At 41.4% G+C, this 26,876-nt stretch carries 25 protein-coding genes; 14 read left to right on the forward strand and 11 right to left on the reverse strand.

The annotated features are described in order from the left end of the window. Positions 1 to 140 precede the first annotated feature (140 nt). From patD to I8751_RS17515, 3 genes are all read left to right on the forward strand, one after another. Positions 141 to 479, forward strand: a complete 339-nt coding sequence (patD, locus tag I8751_RS17505) for a heterocyst frequency control protein PatD (RefSeq protein ID WP_214440404.1) — start codon at positions 141 to 143, stop codon at positions 477 to 479. Between the two features lie 400 nt (positions 480 to 879). Further along, the gene (locus tag I8751_RS17510; RefSeq protein WP_214440405.1) at positions 880 to 3,423 is read left to right on the forward strand and encodes a penicillin acylase family protein; all 2,544 of its coding nucleotides are present in this window, start codon (positions 880 to 882) and stop codon (positions 3,421 to 3,423) included. 408 nt (positions 3,424 to 3,831) lie between these two features. Continuing rightward, on the forward strand, positions 3,832 to 4,275 hold the full coding sequence (locus tag I8751_RS17515) for a hypothetical protein (protein WP_214440406.1): 444 nt from the start codon (positions 3,832 to 3,834) through the stop codon (positions 4,273 to 4,275). A gap of 173 nt (positions 4,276 to 4,448) precedes the next feature. Here I8751_RS17515 and I8751_RS17520 read toward each other — a convergent pair whose 3' ends face one another. After that, on the reverse strand, positions 4,449 to 5,027 hold the full coding sequence (locus I8751_RS17520) for a hypothetical protein (RefSeq protein ID WP_214440407.1): 579 nt from the start codon (positions 5,025 to 5,027) through the stop codon (positions 4,449 to 4,451). Between the two features lie 533 nt (positions 5,028 to 5,560). Here I8751_RS17520 and I8751_RS17525 point away from each other — a divergent pair. Then, positions 5,561 to 6,442, forward strand: coding sequence for an SDR family NAD(P)-dependent oxidoreductase (locus I8751_RS17525; RefSeq protein ID WP_214440408.1), 882 nt, complete (start codon positions 5,561 to 5,563; stop codon positions 6,440 to 6,442). On the opposite strand, the gene I8751_RS17530 is transcribed toward I8751_RS17525, so the two are convergent. Further along, positions 6,439 to 6,594 (reverse strand): hypothetical protein, encoded by a 156-nt coding sequence (locus I8751_RS17530; RefSeq protein ID WP_214440409.1) that lies wholly within the window; start codon positions 6,592 to 6,594, stop codon positions 6,439 to 6,441. The genes I8751_RS17525 and I8751_RS17530 overlap by 4 nt on opposite strands. Here I8751_RS17530 and I8751_RS17535 point away from each other — a divergent pair. From I8751_RS17535 to I8751_RS17545, 3 genes are all read left to right on the forward strand, one after another. Beyond that, positions 6,585 to 8,048 (forward strand): glycosyl hydrolase family 57, encoded by a 1,464-nt coding sequence (locus I8751_RS17535; RefSeq protein WP_214440410.1) that lies wholly within the window; start codon positions 6,585 to 6,587, stop codon positions 8,046 to 8,048. The genes I8751_RS17530 and I8751_RS17535 overlap by 10 nt on opposite strands. 5 nt (positions 8,049 to 8,053) lie before the next feature. Then, positions 8,054 to 8,587 carry a GNAT family N-acetyltransferase gene (locus tag I8751_RS17540; RefSeq protein WP_318780342.1) on the forward strand — a complete coding sequence of 178 codons (534 nt, stop codon included), beginning with the start codon at positions 8,054 to 8,056 and terminating at the stop codon, positions 8,585 to 8,587. A gap of 190 nt (positions 8,588 to 8,777) precedes the next feature. After that, a complete protein-coding gene (locus I8751_RS17545) occupies positions 8,778 to 9,362 on the forward strand; it encodes a YdeI/OmpD-associated family protein (protein WP_214440411.1) in 585 nt (194 codons plus the stop codon). A gap of 55 nt (positions 9,363 to 9,417) precedes the next feature. On the opposite strand, the gene I8751_RS17550 is transcribed toward I8751_RS17545, so the two are convergent. Then, the gene (locus I8751_RS17550; RefSeq protein ID WP_214440412.1) at positions 9,418 to 9,654 is read right to left on the reverse strand and encodes a ribbon-helix-helix protein, CopG family; all 237 of its coding nucleotides are present in this window, start codon (positions 9,652 to 9,654) and stop codon (positions 9,418 to 9,420) included. A gap of 118 nt (positions 9,655 to 9,772) precedes the next feature. Here I8751_RS17550 and I8751_RS17555 point away from each other — a divergent pair, with 118 nt between their 5' ends. Together I8751_RS17555 and I8751_RS17560 are read left to right on the forward strand one after the other, a co-directional pair. Further along, positions 9,773 to 11,125, forward strand: coding sequence for a histidine phosphatase family protein (locus tag I8751_RS17555; RefSeq protein WP_214440413.1), 1,353 nt, complete (start codon positions 9,773 to 9,775; stop codon positions 11,123 to 11,125). A 140-nt stretch (positions 11,126 to 11,265) separates the two neighbouring features. Continuing rightward, the gene (locus I8751_RS17560; RefSeq protein ID WP_214440414.1) at positions 11,266 to 12,531 is read left to right on the forward strand and encodes a dihydroorotase; all 1,266 of its coding nucleotides are present in this window, start codon (positions 11,266 to 11,268) and stop codon (positions 12,529 to 12,531) included. 2 nt (positions 12,532 to 12,533) lie between these two features. Here the strand turns inward: I8751_RS17560 and I8751_RS17565 are convergent, their stop codons facing one another. From I8751_RS17565 to I8751_RS17580, 4 genes are all read right to left on the reverse strand, one after another. Further along, on the reverse strand, positions 12,534 to 12,794 hold the full coding sequence (locus I8751_RS17565) for an OmpP1/FadL family transporter (protein WP_214440435.1): 261 nt from the start codon (positions 12,792 to 12,794) through the stop codon (positions 12,534 to 12,536). A gap of 206 nt (positions 12,795 to 13,000) precedes the next feature. Continuing rightward, positions 13,001 to 13,501, reverse strand: coding sequence for a peptide-methionine (R)-S-oxide reductase MsrB (gene msrB / locus I8751_RS17570; RefSeq protein WP_214440415.1), 501 nt, complete (start codon positions 13,499 to 13,501; stop codon positions 13,001 to 13,003). An 83-nt stretch (positions 13,502 to 13,584) separates the two neighbouring features. Next, positions 13,585 to 14,640: a tRNA dihydrouridine synthase DusB gene (dusB, locus tag I8751_RS17575; protein WP_214440416.1), complete on the reverse strand. Its 1,056-nt coding sequence runs from the start codon at positions 14,638 to 14,640 to the stop codon at positions 13,585 to 13,587. Positions 14,641 to 14,842: 202 nt separating this feature from the next. Further along, positions 14,843 to 15,619 carry an Rpn family recombination-promoting nuclease/putative transposase gene (locus I8751_RS17580; protein ID WP_214440436.1) on the reverse strand — a complete coding sequence of 259 codons (777 nt, stop codon included), beginning with the start codon at positions 15,617 to 15,619 and terminating at the stop codon, positions 14,843 to 14,845. A gap of 244 nt (positions 15,620 to 15,863) precedes the next feature. On the opposite strand from I8751_RS17580, the gene I8751_RS17585 reads away from it, so the two are divergent. The 3 genes from I8751_RS17585 to I8751_RS17595 all read left to right on the forward strand — a co-directional run bounded on the left by I8751_RS17585 (position 15,864) and on the right by I8751_RS17595 (position 18,886). Then, complete coding sequence (locus I8751_RS17585) at positions 15,864 to 16,088, forward strand: hypothetical protein (RefSeq protein WP_214440417.1); 225 nt, start codon at positions 15,864 to 15,866, stop codon at positions 16,086 to 16,088. 92 nt (positions 16,089 to 16,180) lie between these two features. Beyond that, complete coding sequence (dnaK, locus tag I8751_RS17590) at positions 16,181 to 18,088, forward strand: molecular chaperone DnaK (protein WP_214440418.1); 1,908 nt, start codon at positions 16,181 to 16,183, stop codon at positions 18,086 to 18,088. Between the two features lie 168 nt (positions 18,089 to 18,256). Beyond that, entirely contained in the window at positions 18,257 to 18,886 is a 630-nt protein-coding gene (locus I8751_RS17595) for an acetoacetate decarboxylase family protein (RefSeq protein ID WP_214440419.1), read from the forward strand. A gap of 262 nt (positions 18,887 to 19,148) precedes the next feature. Here the strand turns inward: I8751_RS17595 and I8751_RS17600 are convergent, their stop codons facing one another. Beyond that, positions 19,149 to 19,976, reverse strand: coding sequence for an SDR family NAD(P)-dependent oxidoreductase (locus I8751_RS17600; protein WP_214440420.1), 828 nt, complete (start codon positions 19,974 to 19,976; stop codon positions 19,149 to 19,151). A 382-nt stretch (positions 19,977 to 20,358) separates the two neighbouring features. Here I8751_RS17600 and I8751_RS17605 point away from each other — a divergent pair, with 382 nt between their 5' ends. Further along, positions 20,359 to 21,549: a pyridoxal phosphate-dependent aminotransferase gene (locus I8751_RS17605; RefSeq protein WP_214440421.1), complete on the forward strand. Its 1,191-nt coding sequence runs from the start codon at positions 20,359 to 20,361 to the stop codon at positions 21,547 to 21,549. A gap of 214 nt (positions 21,550 to 21,763) precedes the next feature. Here the strand turns inward: I8751_RS17605 and gor are convergent, their stop codons facing one another. Beyond that, complete coding sequence (gene gor, locus I8751_RS17610; protein WP_214440437.1) at positions 21,764 to 23,116, reverse strand: glutathione-disulfide reductase; 1,353 nt, start codon at positions 23,114 to 23,116, stop codon at positions 21,764 to 21,766. 94 nt (positions 23,117 to 23,210) lie between these two features. Next, positions 23,211 to 23,759 (reverse strand): peroxiredoxin, encoded by a 549-nt coding sequence (locus tag I8751_RS17615; RefSeq protein WP_214440438.1) that lies wholly within the window; start codon positions 23,757 to 23,759, stop codon positions 23,211 to 23,213. A gap of 191 nt (positions 23,760 to 23,950) precedes the next feature. Here I8751_RS17615 and I8751_RS17620 point away from each other — a divergent pair, with 191 nt between their 5' ends. Continuing rightward, on the forward strand, positions 23,951 to 24,373 hold the full coding sequence (locus I8751_RS17620; RefSeq protein WP_214440422.1) for a Fur family transcriptional regulator: 423 nt from the start codon (positions 23,951 to 23,953) through the stop codon (positions 24,371 to 24,373). 212 nt (positions 24,374 to 24,585) lie between these two features. Here I8751_RS17620 and I8751_RS17625 read toward each other — a convergent pair whose 3' ends face one another. Continuing rightward, complete coding sequence (locus tag I8751_RS17625) at positions 24,586 to 26,874, reverse strand: hybrid sensor histidine kinase/response regulator (RefSeq protein WP_214440423.1); 2,289 nt, start codon at positions 26,872 to 26,874, stop codon at positions 24,586 to 24,588. Positions 26,875 to 26,876: the final 2 nt, after the last annotated feature.

Below are 26,876 nucleotides of genomic sequence, written 5' to 3' on the forward strand. Positions count from 1 at the left end.
AATCATAATGCTGAAAATCCATTTATGGCAAACGAAGCCTCGAAGCATGACTTGAGGCTTGTGGTTTTAATAAGAAGCTTAGTAAAGTCTATTGTAAAAGAAAATTTTCTTGACATTAATACTATCTTAACTAGCACTGGATGTCTCTAAAACGTGAGAAATATCAGGCACTAGCAAAATTGCTAGAAAAATTACGCTCTGATGCCACTACTAACCAACTAGATGCAGCTGAGCTGCGGCAGCGTTTGGCTTCTTTACAGCAATTTTTTGGACAACAAGTTATCCCTTTGGCTGATGCAGACTCAAAAGAGCAGTCTTACCGAACGGAAATAAGTAAGCAACTGCGCCTGTTGGAAATAGATGTCATGTTTTTCCAAGGAGCGCGGCAGCCAGCTACTGTACAAGCTAGACTTCAGACAATAGGCGATCGCTTGACAACTCTCATTAAATATTGTGATGCTATCCTCCAACAAGAATAGAAGGGGGAAAACTAACAATTGCTCTCCTTTTTTTAGGTTATCTTATCATCCCACCTAATACTTGTATTGGACAGTTATTTTCGCCACAAGTCTAAAATCAGTAAATCTGATACAAAACATAAGATAAACATATCAATTAAGTCGGTACAAATAAAGTTAACTAGTGAGTGTCGTCAGTTGTTAGTTGTCAGTGGTCAGAGTTGAAGCAGCAGAATTAATTACACAATGTCATTGCGCTAAGCGAAGCCATGCCCGAAGGGCTTTATGGAGCGTTCGTCCTTGGCGTTCTCGCAATGACTGTAAATATTTTTGTCCATCTACTTAGTTATAATTAAATGCCTCATGCCCCATGCCCTAAAAACGGTATAATTTCGCGTGATTTCACATACGACACCCGCCGATGAAAAGCCCCAAAAAACGTTGGTTGCGAAAGGGACTCAAAATCACTTTAGTTATGTTACTGGTTGTGGGGCTGTCACTGTTGGGATTTACCATTTATATTGTGCGGCGTTCCTTTCCTGTAGAAAGTGGGGCGATCGCATTACCCAAAATTAAAGCTGAAGTTACAGTCCAGCGCGACAAATGGGGCATTCCTCACATTTGGGCTGACAACTCCCACGATTTATTCATGGCGCAAGGTTATATCCACGCCCAAGACCGCTTCTGGCAAATGGATTTCTGGCGACATATCGGTTCTGGGCGACTGGCAGAAATGTTTGGTTCTTCTCAAGTGGAAACCGATAGATATCTGCGAACAATGAATTGGGCGGGGATCGCTCAGCAAGAAATCCAGCAAATGGATGCACAGATGAGATCCAATTTGCAAGCTTATGCAGATGGTGTCAATGCTTATCTGGCAAAGCATCAAGGCAGTGCTTTGAGTTTAGAATATGCTGTACTCAAGTTCCTCAATCCGGGATACAAGCCAGAATCTTGGCAACCGTCACACTCCCTGACTTGGGGTAAGGTGATGGCTTACGACTTGGGCAGAAATTTTCAGAGAGAAATTGAACGTACTATCTTGCTCAAAACCCTCACTCCTGTTCAAGTAGAGGAACTTTTCCCACCCTACCCCCAAGACTTACCTGTAATTTTGCCTCAGTCCCCAGCTGTTATTGGCCACTCTACAAGCCAAGATAATTTGGATTTATCAACTCAGATCCCCGCCGAAGTTTTAACTCCTCTCAAATCAATTACCAAACCAATCATGGCTTTGGAAAAACTCATTGGTAAAACAGGAGTCAATGTTGGCTCAAATAGTTGGGTGATCTCAGGTCAACGCACAACTACAGGTAAACCGATTTTGGCGAATGATCCCCACTTAGCTGTGCAACTGCCTTCTATTTGGTACGAAGTTGGGTTGCACTGCACCCAAAAAAATGCCGAATGTCCCTACAACGTCACTGGCTTTTCTTTTGCAGGCATGATCGGGGTGATTGTTGGTCATAGCGATCGCATTGCTTGGGGTGTCACCAATGCACAAGCCGATGTGATGGATTTATACATCGAAAAAATTAATCCCAACAACCCCAATCAGTACGAAGTTAATGGGCAATGGGTAGATATGCAACTTGTCAACGAGACATTACAAGTTGCTGGCAGTCAGCCGATTGTCCAAACAATTCGCTACACCCGACACGGGCCAATTCTTTCGGATGTTTCACCCGATCTGAAGCAGTTTAACCAAAATCAGAATGTAGAACTACCACAAAACTATGCTGTTGCTCTACGCTGGACAGCCTTGGAACCTTCAAAACTGGTGTATGCAATTCTCCAGATGAATCGCGCCCAAAACTGGCAGGAGTTCCGGGCGGCTGCCAGCAATTTTGATATTGCTTCGCAAAACTTGGTTTATGCTGATGTTGCAGGCAATATTGGCTACCAAATGCCTGGTAAATTTCCAATCCGGGCTAAGGGACAAGGACGCTATCCCGTTCCTGGTTGGACAGATGCTTATGAGTGGCAAGGTTATATAGACTTTGAGCAGTTACCTACAAGTTTTAATCCACCTCAAGGTTATATTGCTACCGCTAACAATTCGGTTGCTCGTGAATATGCTGATTCAATTACTACTGACTGGGTTTACGGCTACCGAGCCAAGCGTATTGTTGAGATGCTAGAACAGCAAACCCAACCAATCTCTCTTAACTATGTGCAACAGATGCAGGGCGACAATCAAACTTTGAATGCACAGACGTTAGTGCCACTATTACAAAGTATCTCTTTGAATACTCCCCGTCAGGAAGCAGCGCGAAAATTACTGCTAAATTGGAATTTACAACTAGAAATGACATCGCCCACTGCTGCTTTGTTTGAAACATTTTGGAAGCACTTGCTAGCGGATACTTTCCATGATCAGTTGCCTCAAGAATACTTTCCTGACGGAGGCGATCGCTGGTATGCTGTAATTCAAAATATTGTTAAACAGCCTAATAGTATCTGGTGGGACAATCGCAACACCCCAAAAGTTGAAAACCGCGACCAAATTCTGCAACAAGCTTTTATCGAAGCTGTGGATGAATTGGAACGCCTACAAAGCAAAGACCCGAAAAATTGGCACTGGGGTAAGCTGCACACTATTACTTTTCGCAATGCAACTTTAGGTAAATCTGGAGTTGCACCGATTGAAGCTTTATTTAATCGTGGTGCTTTTATGACTACGGGTAATGGGGAAACTGTAAATGCTAACCGTTGGAAGACAAATCAATCTTCTTTTGAAGTGACTGATATTCCTTCTATGCGGATGATAGTAGATTTGGGTAATCTGGATAACTCACTTGCTATTCATGCTCCTGGACAATCAGGTCATGCTTTCCATAAACATTACACAGATATGGCTGATCCCTGGCGTAAGATTGAGTATCATCCAATGCTGTGGAAACAGCAGACAATTGCAGCCAATAATCCTGCAAAATTGAGGTTAATTCCTAAATCGGGAGATTGATTTAATGGTTTTATCAGACGCGATTTATCGCGTCTCTACATGAAGGTTTTTGGTTTAACGTGAGTTCGACAAGTCTTATTTGACCTCTCCCCCAACCCCTCTCCGACACGGAGAGGGGAGCAAAAAGTTGAATTTTTCGTTGCTCCTCCCTTTCCGTTTCGGAGAGGGAGGCTGGGAGGGAGAGGTTCATCGAACTTACGTTAGTTTAACTGAATGGTATTGACGTATATATACAATTTAAAGTTGATTTTTCAGTGTTATCACGTAGGCACTTTAGAAAAAATAAAGTATAAAGTAACAGGGCTGAAAGAAAGTCAGAAGCAACTTTATACTCATAAAGGTATTTTTGCCAATTACCTATCTCCTCTGCCCAATTTTTTTAGAACATCATCGGAGATTACATAAAAAATGCCAAATGTGCTTAAAAAAACGGCTATACTTTCAGCAACTGCTGCGATCGCATTACTATTTGCTGGTTGTGGTGAGAGTAAAGTTGCCCAATGTAATAAAGTAATCAAAGTTGCAAATCAGGCAACTGTATTAGGTCAAGAATTTGATAAAAATTCTAAGTCTGCAAAAGGCGCTAAAGGTTTAACCGAACTTGCTAATAAGATAGACCAAATAGGCACAGAAATGAAAGGATTAGAAATCAAGGATGAAAAACTGCAAGGTTTTCAGGGACGATTTATTAAACTCTATCAGGACATTAGCAAGAATTTAAACGAGACAGCAACAGCCATAGATAAAAAAAATCTCCCAGCTGCAAATAAATCTTTAGCATCCTTGAGAAAGAGTAGTAGCGAGGAAACTGCAATAGTTAAGGAGATTAATGGCTACTGTGCTGGTAAATAAGAAATTTTGTACCTGAAAGCGATATTAGCCGCAAACTTTTATCTGAGGTCATGCTTTCAGGGATCAATCAATTACTTTAAAATATCCAGTCGGAAGATATTGATAACCACAGATAATTAGGAAATCATAATATTTATCTGTGGCTCATTCTTCATAAAGTTTATTGAGAGCAATTATATTGAATGACCTCTTAAATAAAATCTAAAATATCCCATCCAGTAAAAGAGATTTACTGCAATTAGTAATCCTTTACTAAAGTGCGATCGCAAAATAGGAAATAGATGAATACTTGCCAGTAATACCAGGGAAATTTCTACCAGAGCGACGATCCCGCCGTAATGTTTACGATCCCAGTAAGAAATAGGGCTAATAAAGCGGTAATTGCTAAACGGAAAAAAGTGTCGGTGAGCATCGTTGTTGTGGACTGGTAGGTCTAAAAGACTATGTAAAACTGTACTCATAAACCCTATTTCTATTAGTTGCCAACTCAAAATATGGGCGATAATTAATCCAATTAGTGCTAAAGATATAGAATGAAATGTACTGATGATCCCTTGCCAAAACGGCTGATAGTATACTTCTGACCAAATTTGTTGTGGCGGCAGACGATACACAAATTTCATCAAAAAGTAGAACACAAATATAGGAGTATCTGGCAATATTGCACCGATAAAAATTGCACAGCTTGCGGAATTTTGCATCTGTTGCTTAAAAACAAACAGATTAAGAATGGCATGACTGGGAGTATTCATTATATAAATCCAGTAAATTTGCTGACGACAATCTGCTGTGCAATGTTTCTAGAACTATATGTCTTTTTTGGATCTTAAATATGACTTTAGGCATAACATTTTTCCAAGTTATTGTATACCTTGTTACTGATTGCGAAGAAACTCCTATATTTATCTAGCGGTATTCATAAAAACTTATTTCTCAAACCATTGTTTATATATATACTGTTTGTAAACAAGTATTAAGAAATACTTATTAAAAAATATTGCAATCTCTTGATTTAATTGTTAGCGTGTGTAGTGGCAGCGATACTGGTGAGCGCTCTAAATCTAAGAGAGGTAAAACCTATGAGCTATATCCATCCAAATAATGACGTGAAGTGTTGATTTTCAATCTGGGAAACGAGGCTAGTTTGATTTGTATGAGCAATGCAGATTAGCCGAGGAATTTCTCGTTGCCACAGGCTTATTTTCATGTTGATTGATTTGTCTTACCTGACCCAGGATGCAAGACGAAAAGTACGGTAAGACTTAGATTCTGGAGGTGAAAACCGATGAATATTCAAGGTAAAGTTGCCCTAATTACTGGGGCTTCTCGTGGTATAGGACGAGCGATCGCGCTGGAACTAGCACAACAAGGAATGCAGCGGCTGATATTGGTAGCACGCGATCGCCGCAAGCTAGTTGAGGTGGCCGATGAAATCGAAGCGATGGGTGTCCAAACTACAATATTGGCAATAGATTTGACTCGTACAGCTGAGGTCAATATTGCCATTGCCCAACTATGGCGCAATTATGGCCCGATTCATCTGCTGGTGAATTGCGCGGGAGTCGCATATCAAACTTCATTTTTGCGTTCAAAACTCCCCCAAGTTCAAGAAGAACTCTCTGTGAATTTATTGGGAATGTACACCCTCACTAGTCTCATCGCCCGGCGCATGGCTAGTCAAAAGCAAGGGACAATTGTGAACGTATCAAGCTTGATGGGGAAAGTTGCCGCGCCGACAATGGCGACTTATTCCGCTACAAAGTTTGCCATCTTAGGGTTTACCCAAGCTCTGCGGCGCGAACTAGCAGAATACAATATCCAGGTAAAGGCATTACTACCTTCTTTGACAGATACAGACATGGTGCGCGACTTAAAATTATTCCGCTGGGTGATCCCCATGAGTCCCCAACAAGTAGCGCAAGCATTGATCATTGGACTACAAAATGATGCACCAGAAATTTTAGTTGGATGGCAAAGTCATCTAGCTGTGTGGTGTCAACGCTTAGCCCCTTGGTTGCTAGAGTTGGTTTTACATATAGCAACTCCGCCAGCGTCAAAAAGACCACAACCTGAGCCAAAACCAAGTTTCTGGAGTAAAATCCAACGTTTCAGCGATTTCCTCTTTTCTAGAAACACGGTTCCCTTTGTGTTTGCACGGAAGCCCTAATTGCAAAATCCATAGATGAGGAGTGGTAAAACTGGCAATCCTACGGCTAAAACTCGTGGGATTGTTGAGTAATACGTATTTAAAATTAAGACTGCTGCTGCGATCGCATAATTAGACATACCTTGTTTCGGAGCAACCAGAAATGCTTTCATCACCTACTACTCTTTCTCCTTTGCCCGAAATCATTGATGGCTTCCCAAATATTTCTGGTTATGAAACAGAAGTACTCGCCGTTGTTAACCATGATGCGCCTGTATTCTTACCCTCGACGAATATCCGCCTAGAAGATGTCAAAGCTGTATTTGCGATCGCCTTGCACATGCATCAGCCAACTATCCCTGCGGGACATGACGGTGGATTGATTAGCAATCTGCAATATATGTTTGAACATCCCAACGAAGGAGATAACCACAACGCCGGGCCTTTTGCTTATTGTTATAGCCGCATGGGAGATTTCATTCCCGAACTTGTCAATCAAGGTTGCAATCCCCGTGTGATGTTGGATTACTCTGGTAATCTTCTGTGGGGACTCAGACAGATGGGACGAGTTGATGTCTTAGACAACCTCAAGCGGATCACTTGCGATCCCACCTATCAACCTTATGTAGAGTGGCTGGGTACAATGTGGAGTCATGCCGTGATTCCTTCCACACCCATACCAGATATTAAATTGCACATTTTGGCATGGCAACAGTATTTTGTAGCAGTTTTTGGCTGGTCTGCACTCGCACGAGTCAAAGGGTTTTCTCCTCCAGAAATGCACCTGCCAAATCACCCTGATACACTGTTTGAATTTGTCAAAGCCCTCAAAGAATGTGGATATCGCTGGCTACTTGTGCAAGAACATTCCATAGAAACTATTACTGGTCAACCTATTACTCATAAACATTTACCACACCGTCTGATTGCCCGTAATTCCCAAGGTGAAACAATTAGCATCACAGCTTTAATTAAAACCCAAGGTTCAGATACTAAATTAGTGGCTCAGATGCAACCGTACTACGAAGCCAAAACTCTATCTCAGCAACAAGTAGGTAGTGTGTTGATCCCACCAATCGTCAGTCAAATTGGTGACGGCGAAAATGGTGGTGTGATGATGAATGAATTTCCCAGTGCTTTCAAACAAGCTTGGCATGAGATGGCTCAACAAGGAGGAAAGTCAAGTGTTGTGGGGGTGTGTGGTACAGAATATTTAGAATTAATCGAAGCGGCTGGTTGTAAACCTGAAGATTACCCAACTTGTCAACCAGTGGGACAATACCAAATTTGGCAGCGAGTTTCACTAGAAAATTTGCACCCTAAAGCCGTAGAAAATGCTATTACAGAATTAAAACAAAGCAACTCTAATTTTCACATGGACGGTGCTTCATGGACGAATCATATTAGTTGGGTACAAGGATATGAAAATGTCTTGTCTCCGATGAATCAATTCAGCAGTTTATTTCATCAAAAACTTGATCAATTACTGCCAACTAATTCATTTAAATATCGCAATATTCTTCTGCATAATCTTTTGTTGCAAACTAGCTGTTTTCGATATTGGGGACAAGGCGCTTGGACTGATTATGCTCGTGAAATTTATCGACGCGGTGAAAATTTAATGTGATTAATATGATGGACAAAGCTGCGGTAAACTTGCGCCTAGAAAAGGTGAGAGAATATCACGCCCATCTGCTGTACTCTCGTTTGAGTGATCCGATATTATACGAATATCTAGAAGATGAGATCCCGACGCTCTCGGAACTGAAGCAAAAGTTCAAGTTCGCCGCATTAGAAAAATCGCCCGATAACAACACTATGACATGGCTAAAGTGGGTTGCGATCGCCCCAAAACACCAATTTGTTGGAGTTGTTGAGATCGGTATTTTCGATGATGCATACGCAGAAATCGGCTTTATGACTTTTGCCGACTGCCAAAAACGGGGGTACGCTCCTAGCTACTGCTCACAAGCGATCGCCTTAGCTAGAGAACGCTTCGACTTTCCTATATTGCACGCTTCGGTGAACGAGCAAAACCTAGCTTCTCGTAAGGTGCTTGAAAAGTTAGGGTTTGAACTGCATAAAGTCAATAAAAATGAAGAGTTGATTAAAGGAAAACTTTCAGATGAACTCATCTACCGTCTGATATTTGCCAACCCTAACTGAGCAAACAAAGTAAGCAGCACTGCTTATCCAATCCTTTATTAATCAATACATTTCAATTAAGTCTAAAGTGTAGCGACTGTTTTAAAAGTCGCTACTATTCTTATTAACTAAGAGGCTTGTTTAACTCAGCACTATATATTATAATTACCTGCTAGATTTACAATATTTAGCTTACCTACTGTCTCCAGTAATGCCAAAATTTGATGACCAACTGGAAACTATTTATGCCAGCGACCGCAAAGAATGGCGAGAGTGGTTAAAAAAGAATCATCTCACCTCTATTGGTATATGGTTGATTTATTACAAGGTCAAAAGCGATAAGCCAAGCGTTAAATACAGCGAAGCAGTCAAAGAAGCTTTATGCTTTGGTTGGATTGACAGTAAAATCAAATCATTGGATGAAGACCGTTATCAGCAAATTTTTACGCCTCGAAAACCAAAAAGTGTATGGTCAAAATTAAATAAGCAATATATTGAAGAGCTAATTGAACAAGACTTGATGACTGAGGTAGGCCTGGAAAAAATTGCAGTAGCCAAACAAAATGGCTCATGGAACTCCTTGGATGCGATTGAAGCATTAACAATTCCCATAGATTTGCAGCAAGCCTTAGAAGCGAACGCAACAGCCAAGGATAATTTTGGCGCATTTAGTAATTCATTGAAGAAGAATATTTTATTTTGGATTGACAGTGCAAAACGTCCAGAAACTAGGTTAAAAAGAATTGAGCAAACCATAATTTCAGCAGCACAAAACAGAAATCCATTGATGCGGTAATTGATAAATATCGCTTCTACAGATCAGAGGGATTCCAGTAATCAAACGTCAGTTGCTACAATTTGTCGTATTCTTCTGGTTCTATGTCAGGAACTTTATTCAAAATTTGCTGGAATTTCTCCCAACTGCCGCGTTTGGCTTTTTCTTCCAAATAGTCTTTGGTCATCCATGCTGAGACTTGTGCAGATAAGGCGATCGCTACCAGTTGTTCAATGGATATATTCTCTCTGGCTGCTAAGACTTCAATTTGTTTATATAAAGATTCGGGGAGTTGTACTTTTAAGTTAGTCATGAGTATTTGTACATAATTTGCCTACTAGCGATCGCGCAGATGCTAAATCTATCTAAAAGATAATTCTGCCAACAGTTTGCAGTAAAATTAGTCCTTTAGATAGAGGAGGGCAAAATAGATGGCTCGTGTCATCATTGTGCGTCACGGTCAAAGCACCTATAACACCGAACGGCGTATCCAAGGGCGTACTGATGTGTCCAGATTGACGGAAAAAGGTTGTGACGATGCCAGTAAAGTAGGCAAAGCCCTCAGTAATATCTTATTTAATGCAATTTACAGCAGTCCTCTCCAGCGAGCTAAACAGACAGCAGATATTATCCACAGTGAGTTAGAAATTGGTTCTGGACAGTCGCCTGTTCCCCAAATTTCTGATAATCTGCTGGAAATTGACCTGCCTTTATGGGCAGAAATGCTCTCTGCTGAAGTCAAGCAGAAGTTTACTGAAGACTACTGCACGTGGAAAGAACGTCCTCACGAATTGCGGATGCTGATTGATGATGCTGAGGGAAAAAAAGAACATTTCCCCGTCCTTGTTTTGTATGAACAGGCACGGCAGTTTTGGCAAGAAACTTTGTCTCGCCATGATGGCGAAACCATCCTCATAGTTGGGCACAACGGTATTAATCGCGCCCTCATTAGCACAGCGCTAGGCATTCCCCCAAGTCGCTACCATTCCATACAGCAATCTAATTGTGGTATCACCGTCTTAAATTTTGCTGGGGGATTAGGAGAAGCAGTTCAACTAGAGTCGATGAATCAGACGCAACACATGGGAGAAACTCTGCCCTCGTTGCGACCAGATCATCAGGGTGTGCGATTATTATTGGTGCGTCACGGGGAAACTGAGTGGAATCGCCAGACTAGATTTCAAGGTCAAATTGACGTTCCTTTAAACGACAATGGCCGCAAACAAGCGCAAAAAGCAGGTGAATTTCTCCAACACTTGCCAATTGACTTTGCTGTTAGTAGTACAATGGTGCGTCCTAAAGAAACAGCAGAGATTATCTTGAGCCATCATCCTAGTGTAAAGTTGGAGTTACAAAGTGGTTTAAGAGAAATCAGCCACGGGCTTTGGGAAGGAAAATTAGAAGTAGAAATAGAGCAAGAATTTCCCGGAGAGTTAGAGCACTGGCGAACAGAGCCAGGAGCAGTACAAATGCCTGAAGGAGAAAATTTGCAGCAGGTGTGGGAGCGTAGCGTGGAAACTTGGCAGTTGATTGTACAAGCGGCATTAACAAATCAACTCCAAACCGGATTAGTAGTAGCTCACGATGCGACTAATAAAACCTTGCTGTGTCATATTCTAGGTTTGCCAACAGACAATTTCTGGAATTTCCGTCAGGGTAATGGTGCAGTCAGCGTGATTGACTACCCTTGTGGATTAAATGGTTTACCAGTACTGCAAGCAATGAATATTACTGCCCACTTGGGTGGAGGTGTACTAGATAAAACAGCAGCTGGGGCATTGTAAAACATTTAGGAATTAGGAGTGAGGAATAAAGTCAGGAGCCAGGAAGAGACAGTCTCTCCAAGGAGTCAGGAGCAAATAACTCATAATTCCTAACTCATAATTCCTAACTCATAACTCTTAACTCATAATTCCTAACTTTTATGATTGAATTACTACAACAAGTACGGTTAATTGACCCAGTTTCTGAAACTGACCAACTAGCTGATGTGCTAATTTCTGATGGTAAAATCCAAGCGATCGCCTCTCACATTTCTGAGATTAGTTCTGATACTCAAATCAAAGATTGTCAAGGATTAATTCTCGGCCCTGGATTAGTGGATTTGTATAGCCACAGTGGTGAACCTGGGTTTGAAGAACGAGAAACTTTGTTATCTTTCTTAAAAGCTGCTGCGGCTGGAGGCTTTACCAGAGTTAGCATTTTACCCGATACATCTCCAGCTATTGATCACCCTGCGCTTGTGGCACAGTTGCAGAAACATAGGAGGGTAGAGGAAAGTTTGTATTCTACTCCTCTGCTGAATATTTGGGGTGCTATTACCTTAGATGTTGCTGGAAAGCAGATGACGGAATTAGCAGATTTAGCTGCGGCTGGAGTTGTTGGTTTTAGTGATGGTAAGCCGTGGGAAAATTTAGGGTTGGTGCGGCGGGTACTAGAATATCTCCAGCCAGTGGGTAAACCGATAGCATTTTGGCCTTGCGATCGCCAACTAATTTCTAATGGAGTCATGCGAGAAGGCCCAGATGCATTGCGCTTCGGTTTACCACCCATACCCGCTAGTGCTGAAACTACCGCGATCGCAGCTTTGTTAGAATTGGTCGCCGCCATAGGTACACCAGTACATATTATGCGTGTCTCCACAGCTCGCAGTATGGAATTAATCGCTTCAGCAAAGGCTGCTGGTTTACCAATTACCGCCAGCACTACCTGGATGCATTTATTGTTGGATACAAAAGCAATTAAAAGTTACAACACCAGCTTGCATTTAGACCCGCCTTTAGGTAATGCCAGTGATGTAACGGCATTGCGTGCGGGTGTACGTGCTGGGGTTATAGATGCGATCGCCATCGACCACGCACCCTATACTTACGAAGAAAAAGTCCAGGCTTTTGCCGAAGCACCCCCAGGAGCAATTGGTTTAGAGTTAGCATTACCTTTGCTGTGGCACAATCTCGTAGAAACAGGAAAATTTACAGCTTTAGAATTATGGGGTGCTTTAAGTACTAATCCAGCTAAGTGCTTACAACAGCAACCAAGTGCGATCGCTACTAATCAACCCGCCGAATTAACTTTATTTGATCCCCAAGTTAACTGGAAAGTTGAAAGGAAAAATCTTTATACACTTTCTAGTAATACACCTTGGCTAGGACAAGAATTAAAAGGTCGTGTTGTCCGAATTTGGTGTTAGTTCTAAAATTGCCAATTCAGTTGTACGCCGATGATATCCACTTCGCTGGCAAATTTACCCCTAACCGTCCCCGCAGTGGAGCTAGACTGATTAATGGGGCTATCCTCAGCGAAAACATGGGTATAACCTACGTCAAAACTCAGTGATTTAGAAGGCTGGTAACTGGCTCCAATTCCTACCAAAGTGCGATCGCTGCCAGGCAATCGGGCAGTCACAAATTCATCACTAATAGGGCTAGGATCGTAAGTAACACCAGTTCGCAGTGTTAAGCGATCACAGCGTAGTTAACTCCAAGCCCAAATCTCTGTGTTCTCCGCGTCTCTGTGGTTCATTTTTTTGGATAATTTATTTCTTGGAAATCCCTATTCCTGAAAAAATAATTAACCACACCCCAAATTTGACTTTGAGATGTGGATGAATTACGGTGGTTTTTTTCTACTGATGATTTAAGTTGAAGATGCGATATCTCTTAGGCGGGAATAAACTTCATGGCTACGCCATTCATACAATAGCGTTTGCCTGTGGGCGCAGGGCCATCATCAAACACATGTCCCAAATGTCCACCACAACGATGACAATGCACTTCAGTTCTGGTCATAAACAACGACCTATCTACAGTAGTATCAATTGCACCTGCAATTGGTTGGAAAAAACTAGGCCAGCCAGTGCCACTATTAAATTTGGTGTCAGATGTAAATAGGGGTAATTCACAGGCAGCACACACGTAAGTGCCATTCGTATATTCTTTATCAAGTGGGCTAGTGAAAGCGCGTTCTGTACCGTGTTTCCGCAATACCTTAAATTGTTCTGGCGTTAAAATTGTGCGCCATTCTTCTTCAGGTTTGGTAACTTCAAACTCAGTGTTAGATGCTGCCATGATTTTTGATCTCTGATTGTTGCTGATAAAGTGTGATAAGAAAGCTGTGCCAACTAATGCTGCGCTAGCTTCTAAAAAATAGCGTTTGTTCATATATCTATTATTACAAAGTCGCCGTAGTTCCTCTTGCTCAAAGTTTCGTAAGGAAAGGATGTGACCTTACATCCTGAAGCAATTTAAACAAAGGCAAGGTCAGATTCTATTTCATCTTCAAGCTCAAAACCGTTAGCTAGTTGTTCAATTGCTTTGTCAATTAAATCTAAGCCTTGCTGCACTGTTTCAATTAGACTCAATTGTCCACGTAATTCAGCAGCACCAACAAAACCTTTTGCATACCAAGTCATGTGCTTACGGGCTTGACGTACACCGCGATCGCCTTTATATTCCCATAAAGCTTGTAAATGATCTCTAGCACATTCCAACCGCTGAATCGGAGTTGGTGGCTGTAACATTTCTCCAGTTTTTAGGAAGTGGTCAATTTCTCCCACTAAAAAAGGATAACCCAAAGTCCCACGAGAACACATCACGCCATCAGCGCCAGTTTGTTCTAAACATTTCACCGCTGCTGCAACCGAAAAAATATCCCCATTACCAATCACCGGGATAGAAAGCACTTCTTTGACACGGCCAATCCATTCCCAACGGGCGTTACCATTGTACCCTTGAGCGCGGGTTCGCCCGTGTATTGTAATCATTTTTGCCCCGGCATCTTCCATCCGCTTAGCAAAGTCGAGAATAATAATTTCCTTATCATTCCAGCCAATACGGGTTTTTACTGTTACTGGTACATCAACAGCTTTCACTACTTCCCGCACAATCGCCTCGGCTATTTCCGGTTGGCGCAACAACGATGAACCACCACCATTTTTAGTGATTTTGTTTACCGGACACCCCATATTGATATCAACCGTATCAGCACCTTCTGCAACTGCCTTAACCGCTGCTTCTGCCAAAAAATCTGGGCGACAATCAAATAATTGAATACTGATTGGTCGTTCTTTGGGGTCTACCTCCATAATTTTTGGTAATTGCTTAACATAGTGTAAACCCGTAGCATTCACCATTTCTGTATACATCATCGAGTCTGGTGCATAACGGCGCACTAAACGGCGAAACACCATATCTGTAACGCCAGATAAAGGCGACTGAAGAACTCTGCTTTTTACCTCAAATGAGCCAATTTTTAAGGGTTGAGAGAGTTTAGCTTGGAGAATAGGAGACAGCGAAATCATAGAAATAATTTAAAAATAAAAATTGTTGGCGCTAGAGACAGTAAAGATATTTACGGGTATTGCCTAATATTCAGTTACGTATTTAATTTGTATATGAGACGCAAGCAAGATGCCTGCAATACGATAATTTTACGTTTTCGTATTGTGTGATTTAGCTGCACATCAGCTTATTAATTTTTATTTAAGGGTTTTAACTTGTAGGTTATTTTTGCATTGCTTGCTGCACTTCCTCTAAGCTCAAATCTATCTCTTTGCTTATTTCTTCAAAACTCAATCCCAATCTCAATAATAAAGGTATCATTCTCAACTTTTCTTGACGCGCACCTTCTTCTTTCCCTTCTTGATAAACTCGTGTTTGTTTTAAATCACTTAATCCAAACATACTTTCAATCTCCTTTCGACTCATTGTGGGAAACTTATAAACCAAAATCGTCTCTATTAATTCTAATAACTGGCGTTGTTGTAAGTCGGTGGTTATTTCTTGCTGGGTTCTGTCTATTAACAGTCTGGCAACTGTAATTACTGTATTTTCATTTTCGACTATTAATTTAATAGTAGCAATTCCAATTGGCAATGATGCAGTTTCACCTAACTCTTCAAGATAGATCCGACTAACACGCTGGCTAGTAAAAAATTCGTTGTAATTATTTATGTCTGCTGTATCTAGACTACGAGTAGGATAGATAACTACTCCTCGCCACGGATTATTAGGTTTATTTTGGTGCAGGTATAAAAATATTTCTGAAAACAGGTGGGAATAAATTTCTGTGTCTGTTTGAAATTGGACTTCTACAAAATAGATTGGATTTTGTTCACTTTGTGTTGGTAAAAAAACACCATCTATACGGAATGCAGTTTGCTTAATCTCGATTGATGAGAATTTATAAGCCTCTAGAGTTGGCGATGAATTACCAATCAATTCAAAAAATATGCCAGGAAATTCTTGAAAAAGTCGATAAAAGATGCTGTCTGTTTTCACGCTTGGTGCATTACTGAAAAGTTGCGCCATTGTGATTGTACCGTGTAGTGGATTCAGGAAAAAAACTCACACTGATTTGAAAAGCAATGTTTAAAATTTCATTATTAGTACTTAGGTACTATATGGCCATGCTGACTAAGATAACCGCAATTTAACTGAATTATCAGGGCGATCGCGCCTTTTATGGCCTGTTTTTTCTCAGTAAATCTTTAGTTTATTACTCCTAAAGACGGCAAACACCACTTTGACATTACGGTTCACCCTAATTGCTGAAGGTATTAATTCTCATACATTAGACAAAGTGAAAGCAAATCAATCCATGAACCAACTAGAAACACCATTTAGTTTAACCGTCCCCATTAAGGTTCGGGAAACCACCCTTCATGGAATGGCTACCACTGAGCTTCAGTATATATATCAGCATAACCTGGGATTAAAACCCCAGCGAAGCCGAACCAAAGGTTATTGATGCTGAACTGACGGCTTTTTCAACCAGTTGGTTCAAAAATTAGTCCTTTATATTCCCATTCATTTAGTAGTTATACGGAGCCAGCACTTAAAATGGCAAAAGTAGTTGGAATTGACTTAGGTACGACGAACTCCTGCGTAGCAGTGATGGAAGGTGGTAAACCCACGGTTATTGCGAACGCAGAAGGTTTTCGGACAACACCGTCTGTGGTTGCATTTGCAAAAAATGGCGATAACTTAGTTGGTCAAATCGCCAAACGTCAAGCGGTGATGAACCCTGAAAATACGTTTTACTCTGTCAAACGGTTCATTGGTCGCCGCTACGACGAAGTTAGTAATGAGGCTACAGAAGTTTCTTACAAAGTCCTTAGCAGTAACGGTAATGTCAAAGTAGATTGTCCCATAGCTGGGAAACCCTTTGCTCCCGAAGAAATTTCTGCAAAAGTCCTCCGCAAATTAGTTGAAGACGCTAGCAAATACCTGGGTGAAACTGTAACCCAAGCAGTAATCACTGTGCCAGCATACTTCAACGACTCTCAGCGGCAAGCCACAAAAGACGCTGGCAAGATTGCAGGCATTGAAGTTCTGCGAATTATCAACGAGCCTACTGCTGCTTCTCTGGCTTACGGCTTTGATAAAAAGAGTAATGAAACTATCCTCGTATTTGACTTGGGTGGCGGTACCTTCGACGTATCAGTTCTGGAAGTAGGTGACGGAGTATTTGAAGTATTAGCGACATCTGGTGATACCCACCTCGGTGGTGACGACTTCGATAAAAAAATAGTTGACTTCTTAGCTGAACAGTTTAAAAAAGACGAAGGTATTGAACTACGCAAAGACAGACAAGCCTTACAACGTCTGACTGAAGCCGCAGAAAAAGCAAAAATTGAGCTTTCTAGTGTTACCCAAGCGGAAATCAACCTGCCATTTATCACTGCTACCCAGGATGGCCCCAAGCATCTGGATACAACCTTGACTCGTGCTAAGTTTGAAGAACTTTGCTCTGACTTAATCGACCGTTGCCGCATCCCCGTTGAAAATGCACTCCGGGATGCCAAATTAAGCAAAGGTGATATTGATGAAGTGGTACTAGTTGGTGGTTCTACCCGTATTCCCGCAGTCCAACAGGTTGTGAAGCAGGTATTAGGTAAAGACCCCAACCAAAGCGTTAACCCTGATGAAGTTGTGGCAGTTGGTGCAGCCATTCAAGCGGGTGTACTAGCAGGTGATGTCACAGGTATCTTGTTGTTAGACGTAACTCCACTGTCCTTGGGTGTAGAAACCTTAGGCGGTGTGATGACCAAAATTATTCCTCGCAACACGACAATTCCTACCAAGAAATCGGAAGTATTTTCGACTGCGGTAGATGGTCAAAGCAATGTGGAAATTCACGTTCTTCAAGGTGAACGGGAATTTGCTAACGATAACAAGAGTTTGGGAACCTTCCGCCTAGATGGCATTCCTCCAGCACCACGCGGTGTCCCCCAAATTGAAGTGACCTTCGATATTGATGCCAACGGTATCCTTAACGTCACCGCTAAGGATAAAGGTACTGGTAAAGAACAGTCCATCAGTATTACTGGCGCTTCCACCTTGGATAAATCCGATGTTGACCGGATGGTTCGAGAAGCTGAACAAAATGCTTCTTCGGATAAAGAACGGCGTGAAAAGATTGAGCGCAAAAATCAAGCAGAAACCTTGGCCTACCAAGCCGAAAAACAGCTACAAGAGTTGGGAGATAAAGTTCCCGATGCTGACAAGACTAAGGTCGATGGTTTGGTGAAAGAACTGAAGGACGCAGTTGCTCAAGAAGACGACGAGCAGATTAAGAAACTGACTCCAGAACTACAACAAGCTTTATTTGCTATTGGTAGCAATATCTATCAACAAGCTGGTGGTGATGCCTCTGCTGGCCCAGGCCCAAGCCCTCAAGATAGCGGTTCTACTTCTTCTAACAGTGGTGATGATGTAATTGACGCTGATTTCACTGAGAGCAAATAATTCTGATTATTGTGTAGGGAATATTACCTATTCCCCTAACTCATATTACCCATCCAAGCATTTGCCTGGGTGGGGATTTTTTTTATCAGTTAAGAGTGATGAATTATGAGTGCCGAGTAATTAATATTTGAGTCTTTTGAAGTTTTAAGTTTCAGTGTGCACTCTTTTATGTCATACCCACCCACACCTTGGACACTTCAAGGCTACGCTATTCAAACTCTACATTTGGTTAATATAGAGCGATCGCGTCCCTTGATTCCTGCTGAGTTAAACATTCTTTCTATATGGCCGGGTAAAACACTCGGTGCTGTGTATTTATCTTTTTATGGTTCAGGCTCGGTGCTGGAGTACAGTGAGTTAATTGTTGTACCAGCTGTAGTTAGTTATCGCGGTAAAATCGGCCCTTGGATTTCCCATATTTATGTTGATAACCCCGACTCAGTGGCTGGTGGTCGAGAGATTTGGGGACTACCGAAGGAAATGGCTGATTTTACTTGGGAACAAGGAAAGCGTGTCACTGTCCGTCAGGGAAACCGGCAGTTATGTACTCTTAACTACAATCAGCAAAACTTAGCATGGCGACAGCAGTTAGCTGTATCTACCTTTAGTGCAATGGGTAGTAATTTGGTGACATTCCCGGCTGTTTGTGAGTCTTTGTTGGGTTTGGTTACTTCTGAGTTAGAAGTGCCTACTGAAAGTCCTTTTTCTGGAATGAATTTAAGCCAGCCTTTTTTAACTGTGCGTTGTGAACAGATGAAGTTACGAATTGGGAATACGAAAGCCGTAAGACAAAGGTAAGGAATCACTCTTCACAGATTCTTAGGCACGACTGGAGCCTCATTACACAGATACGAAAAAATCAACCACACAAATTATTTAGGTAAAATTCCCCTTATAAGTAAGTCAGTGCAATAAAACCAAACTGTGTGAATAAAAGTAAATAAGGCTCAAACTCTTTCTCCCCCTGCTCCCTGCTCCCTGCCTTATCCCAACAATAATTATTTACGCCGACCTACTTAAATTATAGTTTGTGTCCAGGTTTAACTCTTAACAAGACATCCTAGATTGGGGAGTCATAACGTTCACGCTGGTCACGCATAATCAATTTATTGATAAGCAACGACAACTGTGGACTTAGGCGATATATCCACCAAAATAGATGTACGTATCTGGGAAACGCTACAATTAACTGTCCACTTTCCACCCCACATAGTATATTTTTGACCGCAGTCGGCACATCAATAAACTTTAAAGGAATACGAGTTTTAATCTGCTCTGCATTGACGCTTTTGCCGTATGCACCACTTTTGAAAAGATTGGTATCAATATAGCCGGGACATACGAGTGTCAGCTTGATGCCAAGGTTTTTTGCTTCAGATGCCACAGATTGAGTAAGACCACTCAAGGCATGTTTAGTTGCTACATAAGGCGCACACAACAGACCAGGCATTAAAGCATACATAGAAGCAATATTGACAATGTGACCACTACGCTGGGATATCATCTGCTTATAGACTGTGTACATAACGTACACCACACCTAGTAAATTCACATCCACAACGCGTTGCCAGGTAGCTAAATCTAGTTCCTGAAATTCGCCACCTACTGCAATGCCAGCGTTATTAAATACATAGTCTATACGTCCGTAGCTATCTACAACTGTACTTATAACCTCTGCAACAGATTCTAGGCTTGTCACATCTAAACTCGCAGCTTCTACATTTCCTCCTGCTTGCTGCAAACGCTTTGCTAGTAAGTGTGCAGCTTCTGCATTAATGTCAGTAACTACGACTCTAGCACCGCGCCGCGAAAGTTCTTCACACAACCCTTCCCCCAAGCCAGAAGCACCACCCGTTACCAAGGTCACTTTGCCGGAAAAAATACTCATTTACGATTTTCCAACAGTGGAGGACTTCAAAAGTCTAGCTATGAAAATAGAAGGTGTCAACTATAAATTGAGCTTTTTTCTTAATTTCTTCCTTAGAAAAAATAATTATTATAAAAATAATATAAAGATTGTTTTTATAACTCATTGCTAACACTTTTAATAAGCGAATTGACGTATTAGAGTGATAAAAATAGAGTTTTACTGTCAACGAGCAAGTAACATCAGTCATTAAAACAGAAAACTACTTATAAAAGTCCTATTGTCGGTAGCAAAACATTCTAAAATTTAGAATATGTTTTACCGATTCATCGCAGTGCCAATGTGGAGCAATTCATTGCAAGATATCCGGTTTCCTCCACCCCTATCAGTGTAAAAATTCAATATGACATCTTTAATTTCCCGTATGCAGGCGGTACAGTCGCCAATTATCCCCATAGTTGGGGAACTGATTAAAAACTCTCCTGGAACTATATCTTTAGGGCAAGGTGTAGTTTCCTATAATCCACCACCAGAAGCAATAGAACTTTTGCCCAAATTCCTCGCCGAACCCACGAATAATTTATATAAAGCAGTGGAGGGTATTCCTCCTTTATTAGCAGCATTGACAGCAAAATTGTCAACTTTTAACGGTATTGAAATCAACGGTGAAAATTGTATTGTTGTCACCGCAGGTAGCAATATGGGGTTTATGAATGCCATTCTGGCTATAACTTCCCCAGGTGATGAGATTATTCTCAATACACCCTATTATTTCAATCATGAAATGGCGATCGCAATGGCGAGTTGTCAAGCTGTGTTAGTGGAGACAGACGAAAATTACCAGTTGCGTCCAGAAGCGATCGCTCAAGCAATTACATCAAAAACACGGGCGATCGTCACCATTTCCCCTAATAATCCCACAGGAGTTGTCTATTCTCAAGCATTATTACACCAAGTAAATCAAATTTGTGGCGAACTTGGCATTTACCACATTAGCGATGAAGCATACGAGTATTTTACCTATAACCAAGTTAAACACGTTTCCCCTGGTGCTTTTGCTGGCAGTACAGAATATACAATTTCACTCTATAGTCTTTCTAAAGCTTACGGTTTTGCTAGCTGGCGAATTGGCTATATGGTGATTCCCCAACACTTATTTATGGCTGTCAAAAAAGTCCAGGATACAATTTTGATTTGTCCGCCAGTAATTTCTCAGTATGCAGCTTTAGGAGCATTGCAAGCAAAAGATGACTATTTAAGAGAAAATATTGGTGCGTTGGCACAGCCCGCCGTAGGCATCGCTGAAGTACGTCAACTAGTAATAGTAGCCCTAAATGAACTAGAAAATCTATGTAGCATTATTCCTGCTAATGGGGCTTTTTATTTTTTTCTCAAAGTTCACACTCAGATGGATACTTTTGAATTAGTCAAAAGATTAATTCAAGAATATAAAGTAGCAGTGATTCCCGGTACAACCTTTGGCATGAACGACGGATGTTATCTGCGAGTTGCTTATGGTGCGTTGCAAAAAGATACTGCCAAAGAAGGTATGGATAGATTAGTGCAAGGTCTACAAACTATAGTGAAGGGTTAAGTACAGCTTTGCATAAAATTGTAGCGTTTAAAAACGCAAAGGAAAACGCAGAGGGGCACAGAGATTGGCCAAATTCATTCGCTATGAATTAATGAAATAGTGTACTTAAGGAAGTCTGAAGTATAAAAGAGAAAAGATGAAAAATCACGCGGTACTTGCAGATATAAGGCATTGGTAACTCTTCCCTATGCCCTATGCCTTATGCCCCATGTCCTCATCGCATAGTAACAAATTCTTCAGCAGAAGTAGGATGGATTCCCACTGTGGCATCAAAGTTTGCTTTGGTCGCACCCATCTTAACAGCGATCGCTACACCCTGAATAATCTCTGCGGAACTTGTTCCCACCATGTGCGCCCCCAACACCTTATCGGTATTTTGATCGACTACCAATTTCATCATGGTTTTTTCGTCTTTACCAGCTAAGGTGTAGTACATCGGTCGGAAACGAGTCCGATAAATCTTCACCGCATCACCGTATTTTTCTCTGGCTTCTGCCTCGGTTAGTCCGACAGTTGCAGCTTCTGGTGTTGTAAAGATAGCTGTTGGAATATTTTCATAACTCATGAACCGAGACTTACCACCAAATAAGGTGTCTGCCAACGCCCGACCTTCATTAATTGCTACTGGAGTTAGGTTAATGTTATCTGTACAATCTCCGACTGCATAGATACTTTCTTCAGCTGTTTGACTGTATTTATCAACAACAATTGCTCCATCGTGACGCTTGACTTTGGTGTTTTCTAAACCTAAGTTTTGGGTATTTGGTTTGCGACCAACCGCCGCTAAACTCACGACATCAACAACAACTGTTTCTTCAGATTCAGCACTCCCGCGGACTGTAACTTTGACTCCTTCTGAATCTTTTTCAATCGCAATCAATTCGCTGTTGTTAATAATTTTAATCCCGTGATTACCCATCGCTTGATGAATTTCAGTCCGCAAATCATCATCGAAGCCACGCAAAATTTTGTCCCCACGAATGACTTGGGTAACTTCAGTTCCCATGCCATTCAAGATGCAGGCAAATTCTGAACCAATGTAACCTCCTCCCAAAATTACCATGCGTTTAGGCTGTTCTTTGAGGTGAAAAATATCATCGGAGGTAATGGCATGTTCAATTCCCAAAATGTTTGGTTTAATGGGATGACCACCCACAGCAATCAGAATTTTATCTGCGGTCACTTGGCGTTCGCCAACTACAATTGTATGGGCATCAACAAATTTGCCATGTCCTTCTAAGAGTTCCACTTTGGATTTATCCAGCATGTTTTGATAAATCCCATTGAGGCGAATTACCTCATTGTTGACTGCCGTTATCATTTTTTCCCAATCTAGAGAACTTTTGACTGGACTCCAGCCATACCCTTGGGCATCCTCAAATAAATCAGGAAAATGAGAGGCGTAAACCATTAACTTTTTAGGGACACAGCCACGATTGACGCAGGTTCCGCCTAGTCTGTCAAACTCAGCAATCCCTACCTTGGCACCATATTCTGCTGCTCGTCTGGCGGTCGCAATACCACCTGAGCCTGCACCAATTACAAATAGGTCGAAATCGTAACTCATGTGTCCCCCAGGTTGAGATTTCTTGTAGAGGCGTGACATTACCACGCCTCTACATAATATTGATATCGTGTCGATTATTTAAATTCTGTCAAGGTTAAACAGCAACGGCAGTCTTAGCTTCTTTGAGGTAAGACAGCATAGTGTCAGCATCTGAGACTTCAAACGGATCTATGGCGCAAACATCTTCAAAACCTGGCTCAATGAATATTTTTTCGATGTTGCAGTCGTTAACTACCATTGAGTAACGCCAAGAGCGCATTCCAAAGCCCAGGTTAGATTTATCAACTAACATTCCCATTTTACGAGTAAATTCACCATTGCCATCAGGGAGCAAGAAAACATTCTTAGCATTTTGTTGCTTACCCCACTGGTACATGACAAAAGCATCATTCACAGATACACAGATTACTGCATCAACCCCTAAGGCTTGGAAATCTGCGTAAAGTTCTTCATAGCGAGGAAGATGTGAGGTGGAACAGGTAGGGGTAAAAGCTCCTGGTAGTGAAAATACAACAACGCGCTTACCACCGAAAATTTCTTGAGTGGTGAGATCTTGCCAACGGAAGGGATTTGATCCACCAATGGACTCATCACGAACACGGGTTTTAAATACAACGTTAGGGACTTTTGTAATCATAGCTATATTTAACCTCTCAATTAGTGGGTGTGTCAGTTTGCGGTTGCGTTTTGCAGCTCGTAAATCAGAATAATTCTGATTTAATAAATATTCAATAGTTATAAATACTTAAATATTTTAAAAAATTAAACATAATATTAATTTATTACTAGTATGGATTATAATCAAGTAACATATCATTAAATGCAGCAGCAAGTATGCAGCAACAAGCAAACGCAATTGTTCAAACCTTAAAGGCTAGGGGTTTGAGAGTGACCCCTCAGCGATTTGCGGTATATGCAAATTTGTTATCTCGTGCCGACCACCCTACAGTTGAACAAATCCTGACCGATCTCAACAAAGATTTTCCCGTCTCATCGCAGGCAACGATTTATAGTTCTTTGCAGGCTTTACGAGAAGTGGGTCTGGTGCGGGAAGTGCTGCTAGAGGAAGGGGTTTCTCGCTATGATGCCAAAGTTGAACCTCATCATCACTTCTGCTGTCGTCAATGTGGTGCTATTGAAGACATTGCTTGGAATAATTTTCAGTGCATAGAACTGAAAAATCTCCGCCCTGGTTTGCGTGGAGAAACCTACGAAGTTACAGTTCAGGGCTTATGCGATCGCTGTATCGTTGAGTAATTCCTGATTACGATAGATGAATTAGTGTGAAGCGATCGCGCGATGCTTTTTGAAATAAGGTCAAAGTATGCGTTTCCCTTTGACGCTTTTTGCAGCACTAGGCTGCGGGTTGGTAGCTCAACCCAACCTATAAAAAATGGCGGAAGTATTATACTACACAACTGACGACTGACAACTGACAAAACTCTATCCCCTTGTGGGTGGAGTTTTCATCACCCTTTTTGATTGAGTGCCTTTTGCAAAGTCAGCAATAATTCATTAATAGTATAGGGTTTCGATAAAAAGGTAGTTACACCAATATCAGCCAATGCTTTTAGCTTATTGCTCGACATTAGCCCGCTAGTGGCAACAATTTTGACTTTAGGGTTAATTTTCTTCAAGGTGCGGATAGCAGTTAAACCGTCTAATGTAGGCAACATGATATCTATTAGCACAGCACTGATTTGATCTGCGTGTTGAGCGTATTGTGCGATCGCCTCAATACCATCCCTAGCAATCAGAGTTTGGTATTGGTGAGTTTCTAGGGACGTTTTGGTAATATCCAGAATTGCGGATTCATCATCCACAACTAGAATTAGTTCTTCATCTCCTAAAAGTGGTTTAGTTGTTTCTGTGCTGAGTGTTTCTGTTCCTCCGACTGCTGGTAAATACACTTTAAAGTAAGTTCCACTTCCTACCTCACTGTAAACGTTGACAAAACCACCGTGGCTTTTCATAATCCCCAGTACAGTAGAAAGCCCCAAACCCGTACCTTGTCCTACATCTTTTGTGGTAAAGAACGGCTCAAAAATTCTATCTAAAACTTCAGCAGGGATGCCAACCCCCGTATCTGAAACAGTAATTACTGTGTATGGCCCTATCTTGGCTTCTAGGTTCATACGAACATAATTTTCGTCAATAAAAAGATTTTCCGCAGAGATGGTTAAAGTACCGCCATTAGGCATGGCATCACGGGCATTGACACACAAATTCATTAATACTTGATGGAGTTGAGTACTATCTCCAGAAACCAGCCACAAATCTTGTGGAACATCGATAGAAATTTCGATGGATTTGGGAAACGTCTCTTTGAGAATTTTGGCAACTTCTGTAATTAAGTGTCTGATTTGCAAAGTGATGTGTTTACCCTCTACACCCCGCGCAAACGACAAAACCTGCTTGACTAAATCTGCTCCACGTCTAGCATTAATTTCCAAAATCTCTAATAAATGCTGAGTTCGTTCGTCTGCATCCGGAAATTTTAGTGGTAGAAGTTGCGCCCCTGCTAAAATCGGTGTCAGGATATTGTTGAGGTCGTGAGCAATACCACTAGCTAGGGTACCAATGCTTTCCAAGCGTTGGGCACGAAACAACTGTGCTTCTAATTGTTTCTTTTCGGTAATGTCTGTATCTACAGAGAGAATTGATTTGGGTTTTCCCCAAGCATCGCTTACCAAACTCCAACGACTCGCAACTAATATTTCTCTATCAGTTTTGGTATTTTTTGTTAACTCGCCTTGCCAGTTTCCTTTGGTAATTACATTTAACAAAGCTGCTTCAAATTCTGGGGAAGGTTCGTTACATAAAACTTCACTGGCATTTTTACCATAAACCTCGTCAGCCTTCCAACCATAGAGATTTTCTGCGCCTTTGTTCCAAAAGAGAATTTTATTTTCTAAATCGCGCACACAGATAGCATCAGTAGTGACATCTAATAATGCTGCTTGTTGGCGGATTTTTTCTTCAGCTAATAAGCGATCGCGTTGCGCGGCTTGACGCTCGCTGATGTCAATACTGGCACAGGTTATGCCGATGATTTCTTGTGACTCATTCCGCAAGGGTTCGACGGTCAAATCGTAATATCGAATTCCTTGGGGAGTGGTGATCGATACTTCTTCTCTAGTACCTATACCGCTGATCAGCACACTATGTTTAATGGCAGTCAGACGTTCAGCATCTTTAACTGGGATCAAATCGAAATCATGTTTACCCAACATTTCTTCGACTGTCCATCCAGAAATAGGATTATAAACCCAGGTATAATTTAACTCTTTGTCTTGGTTGAAAACAAAAATTGGAGAATTTTTTAAGGCAACTCGAAAGCGTTCTTCACTTTGTCGCAATGCATCTTCTACGCGCTGACGCTCGATCGCATAACGCATGGAACGCACTAACAAGTCCCCAGTGACTTTTCCTTTGACTAAATAATCCTGCGCTCCTTCTTGCATTGCTCGCAGTGCTAAGGTTTCATCATCTAAACCTGTTAGTACAATAATGGGAGTTGCTTTCGCTTGACGAGTCGCCCTGACAAAAGTTTCCATTCCCTGACTATCAGGTAAAGAAAGATCTAACAGCATCACATCAAAGCTGTTGCTAACTAAGCACTCCAGGGCTTGGGATAGTTGCTCAACCGGCTGTAACTCCACCCTTACAGCAGTTACTTCCTTTAATAACTCTTGCAATAAGAAAACATCACCAGGGTTATCTTCAACTAACAACACTTTAATGAGTTCACCTGCCATTG

This window comes from Atlanticothrix silvestris CENA357 (assembly GCF_016056295.1).
Taxonomy (GTDB): Bacteria; Cyanobacteriota; Cyanobacteriia; order Cyanobacteriales; family Nostocaceae; genus Atlanticothrix; species Atlanticothrix silvestris.